Here is a 3,220-nt window from a genome sequence, read left to right as displayed (position 1 = left end):
GGCGCCGGACTGTCCGCGCTTCGAGCGAGCACCGGGACGCTCGAGCAGCGCGTACGAAATGCAATCGCGTCGTTCGTCACGATCCTTACGGACGATCCACGCAAGGGGCGTGTCGCGATGATCGAATCCGCTGCGTTCGAACCGCTCCGCACTCATCGACGCGCAGCACTGCGGGGCTTTGCTCAGATGGTGGCGGATGAAGCCACACGCATGTACGGAGACCGAGCGTGGCCACCACATCAGGGTGAGATCAACGGACTACTGTTCGTGGGCGGTTTGGCCGAGCTGGTCACTGCATGGTTGAACGAGGAGATCGCTCTTACGCCTGAGGAGATCGTCGAGGCGGCAACATTCCAATTCACATCCACCACACATCGTTGAGCAGTCGTCAATCTGTGATGGCCCGTCGCACCAGATGCCCGGCCGCAGGCGCAATACTTGTCGGCATGAGTGAACGCGCAGACATCCCCGGAACCGACCCGGCACAGTTCCGGATTCATGTCGCGTCCCAGGCGATTCGACTGTTCTCAGAGAACGGGTACGAAGCCACGACAGTCGAACAGATCGCCGCTGCTGCCGGGGTATCGCGTCGTACGTTCTTCCGGCAGTTTCGTTCCAAAGAGGACGTGATCTTCGCCGATCACGAGTCCCTACTCGAGCACATAGCGGAATTCCTGTCGGCTGATTCCGCCGATCCGTGGGCGTCGGTGTGCGAGGCAGCCGGATTGGTCTTCGACTTCTTCCAGCAGAACCGCGACCTGTCGATGCGGCGGTACCGCGTCGTCCAGCATGTTCCCGCGCTGCGTGACCGCGAACTGGTCACTGGTTTTCGCTACGAACGACTCTTCGTCGATTACCTGCGCAGCGCTGTGCCTCGCGAGCCGGTACTCAAAGTCATCGGTTTTGCCGCCGCTGTCACTGCGTGCCACAACTACCTTTTGCGAAGCATGATCAAGGGCGATTCCGATGCCACCGCCGACGTACTGCGTCAAGCACTGCTTGATGTGCGTCGTACGTACGGGGTGGTACCAGGATCCAAGGAAGCCGCCCCTGCAGAGAAGTCGGTACTGGTAGTGGCATTTTCTCCGGGAACTTCCGCTGAGGAAATCAGCAGAAAAATCCACGAACAGCTCGGCTGAGACGCATCATGCTGCCGCCGACTCCTTGACCTGGCACTGAGTGCCGTGTTTGACTGACTGCATTGGCACCAGTCTGCCGACGAGCCATGCTGGTCTTGTCGGCGCCGCACGACCCACCTTCCAACTCACCTTCCAACCGAGGAGCGTTCCCATGGCAGGAAACCCGGACTTCAATCTCTTCAAGCTGAACGAAGAGCACGACGAGCTGCGGGCTGCTATCCGCGGACTCTCCGAGAAGGAAATTGCGCCCTACGCCAAGGACGTCGACGAGAACGCACGTTTCCCCGAAGAAGCACTGACCGCGCTCAACGCGTCGGGCTTCAATGCCATCCACGTCCCCGAGGCGTACGACGGCCAGGGCGCAGATTCCGTCGCGACCTGCATCGTCATCGAAGAAGTTGCCCGTGTCTGTGGATCGTCCTCCCTGATCCCCGCCGTCAACAAGCTCGGCACCATGGGCCTCATCCTCAAGGGTTCCGAGGAGCTCAAGGCCAAGGTCCTCCCGGATCTCGTCAACGGCGGCATGGCGTCGTACGCCCTCTCCGAGCGTGAGGCCGGCTCCGACGCCGCCGCCATGCGTACCCGCGCAAAGGCCGACGGCGACGACTGGATCCTCAATGGCTCCAAGTGCTGGATCACCAACGGCGGCAAGTCAACCTGGTACACCGTCATGGCTGTCACCGACCCTGACAAGGGCGCCAACGGCATCTCCTCCTTCATGGTCCACAAGGACGACGAAGGCTTCGTCGTGGGCCCCAAGGAGAAGAAGCTCGGCATCAAGGGCTCCCCCACCGCTGAGCTGTACTTCGAGAACTGCCGCATCCCCGGCGACCGCATCATCGGCGCACCGGGCACCGGCTTCAAGACGGCACTCGAGACCCTCGATCACACGCGCCCCACAATCGGTGCGCAGGCCGTCGGCCTCGCCCAGGGCGCACTCGACGCGGCACTGGCATACACCAAGGACCGCAAGCAGTTCGGCAAGTCCATCAGCGACTTCCAGGCCGTTCAGTTCATGCTCGCCGACATGGCGATGAAGGTCGAAGCCGCTCGACTCATGGTTTACACCTCCGCAGCTCGCGCAGAGCGCGGCGAAAAGAACCTCGGCTTCATCTCCGCAGCAGCCAAGTGCTTTGCGTCCGACGTTGCCATGGAGGTCACCACCGACGCAGTTCAGCTGTTCGGTGGCGCCGGCTACACAACCGATTTCCCGGTCGAGCGCATGATGCGCGACGCCAAGATCACGCAGATCTACGAAGGCACCAACCAGATCCAGCGTGTCGTGATGTCGCGCGCACTGCTTAAGTAGGGTCTACGACCCTGTGCGCCTTTTTGGTAGTTACCACTGCCAGAAAGGCGCACCGGGGCTTGCCCATCTATTGAAGGAGAATTGTGGAACTCGTAGGCGTTATCGGCGGCGGCACCATGGGTGCAGGCATCGCCGAGATTTGTGCAAAAGCCGGCAGCTCGGTGCTGGTGCTCGAAACCAAGGAAGAATTCGCTGCTGCTGCGCGCGAACGAATCTCGAAGTCGATCAACCGCGGCGTCGCCAAGGGCAAGATCACGCAGGAAGATGCAGATGCAGCTATCGCTCGCGTCCGCGTCACCCTGGACATGGAAGAGTTCGCCGATCGCGATCTGGTGATCGAAGCTGCTCCCGAGATCGAAGCCCTCAAGTACGAGATCTTCGGCAAGCTCGACAAGATCGTCAAGCCGTCCGGCATTCTGGCGACCAACACGTCGTCGATCCCCGTCATCAAGATCGCCAAGGCCACCTCACGTCCCGGCCAGGTTGTCGGTGTTCACTTCTTCAACCCAGTGCCGGTCATGCCGCTCGTGGAGATCGTGGTCAGCCTGACAACGTCCGAGGAGACCGTCCTCGCTGTCACCGATTACGCCAAGAACACGTTGCGCAAGAAGACAGTTCGTGCGGGCGACCGTTCGGGCTTCATCGTCAACGCACTGCTCATCCCGTACCTCTGCCAGGCTGTCCGGATGCTCGATTCCGGTTACGCCACAGCAGAAGACATCGACGAGGCCATGAAGGGCGGCTGCGGCTACCCGATGGGCCCGCTGACGCT

General features: G+C 61.2%; 4 protein-coding genes. All 4 read left to right on the top strand.

Features of this window, described 5'->3' with window-relative positions; genetic code table 11:
* Positions 1 to 381, top strand: a 381-nt coding sequence (locus QM600_RS29215; RefSeq protein ID WP_283265253.1) for a TetR/AcrR family transcriptional regulator, incomplete at its 5' end; no start/stop codon positions are given.
* A gap of 65 nt (positions 382 to 446) precedes the next feature.
* Complete coding sequence (locus QM600_RS29210) at positions 447 to 1,139, top strand: TetR family transcriptional regulator (RefSeq protein ID WP_283265252.1); 693 nt, start codon at positions 447 to 449, stop codon at positions 1,137 to 1,139.
* A 151-nt stretch (positions 1,140 to 1,290) separates the two neighbouring features.
* Positions 1,291 to 2,448 (top strand): acyl-CoA dehydrogenase, encoded by a 1,158-nt coding sequence (locus QM600_RS29205; RefSeq protein WP_094271117.1) that lies wholly within the window; start codon positions 1,291 to 1,293, stop codon positions 2,446 to 2,448.
* Positions 2,449 to 2,531: 83 nt separating this feature from the next.
* On the top strand, positions 2,532 to 3,220 hold a 689-nt coding region (locus tag QM600_RS29200), incomplete at its 3' end, for a 3-hydroxybutyryl-CoA dehydrogenase (RefSeq protein WP_283265250.1).

The organism is Rhodococcus sp. IEGM 1379 (assembly GCF_030056815.1).
Taxonomy (GTDB): domain Bacteria; phylum Actinomycetota; class Actinomycetes; order Mycobacteriales; family Mycobacteriaceae; genus Rhodococcus_F.
Note: the sequence above shows the minus strand (reverse complement) of the source record. Positions and strands in the feature narration are given on the sequence as shown.